At 51.7% G+C, this 714-nt stretch carries 1 protein-coding gene; it reads right to left on the reverse strand.

Features of this window, described 5'->3' with window-relative positions; genetic code table 11:
* Window positions 1-372 precede the first annotated feature (372 nt).
* On the reverse strand, window positions 373-714 hold a 342-nt coding region (locus tag KM934_RS12895), incomplete at its 5' end, for a hypothetical protein (protein ID WP_215761035.1).

Raw genomic sequence — 714 nt, forward strand, 5'->3', positions numbered from 1 at the left:
AAATCCGCGAGATCTGTGGGCGACAACTAAGCGCACAATGCGCTAAAGAACAGGCAGAATGTATTTATTCTCCCACGGATCTCTCAGATAAGCACAGATGCCATGCGGGGTGCTTTTATCAAAAAACACGAGACCCGGCGAAGCCCCACCGACCGAAGGGGAGGTAATATCACCGATGCGCACGAATGGGTCTTTTCACGGATTGTTTACTCTTGCTTCGCTGCCTACCGCTTGGTTTTGATGCGCCGTCGGCGCGGCAGATCGACACGGATTTTTCGCATGCGGAGAGTAATATGTATGGAAGTATGCCACATGACGGGGCTTGCTTGATACGCGGAAAATCCGTTTAAGATCCGTAGGCCCAGAGGGCCATCAAAAGAAAAGAAAGAACAACAGATCCGTGATGATGGATCCGTGCGCATCGGTGATATCTGTGTTCCTTAGACCCCTGAGGCCATCGCCGTAGGCGGTGGGCTTATTGAGGTGTTCAACATGGGAACGACCTTCATGCGGAATGGCCATGCGGGTTGCTTTTGCCAAAACACGAGACTCGGCGAAGCCCCACTGACCGAAGGGAAGCCGGAAACTATAAGAAGAGGAAGTAAGCCCCAGCATCGAGAAACTTGCACGAACATGGGGAATGTTACGAATTTTGGTGAAAAAGTGGTGTTGCGATTTCGATCCAACCAGCGACCGCAACCGACGTTTTTGCGC

It is taken from the genome of Hallella faecis (genome assembly GCF_018789675.1).
GTDB lineage: Bacteria > Bacteroidota > Bacteroidia > Bacteroidales > Bacteroidaceae > Prevotella > Prevotella faecis.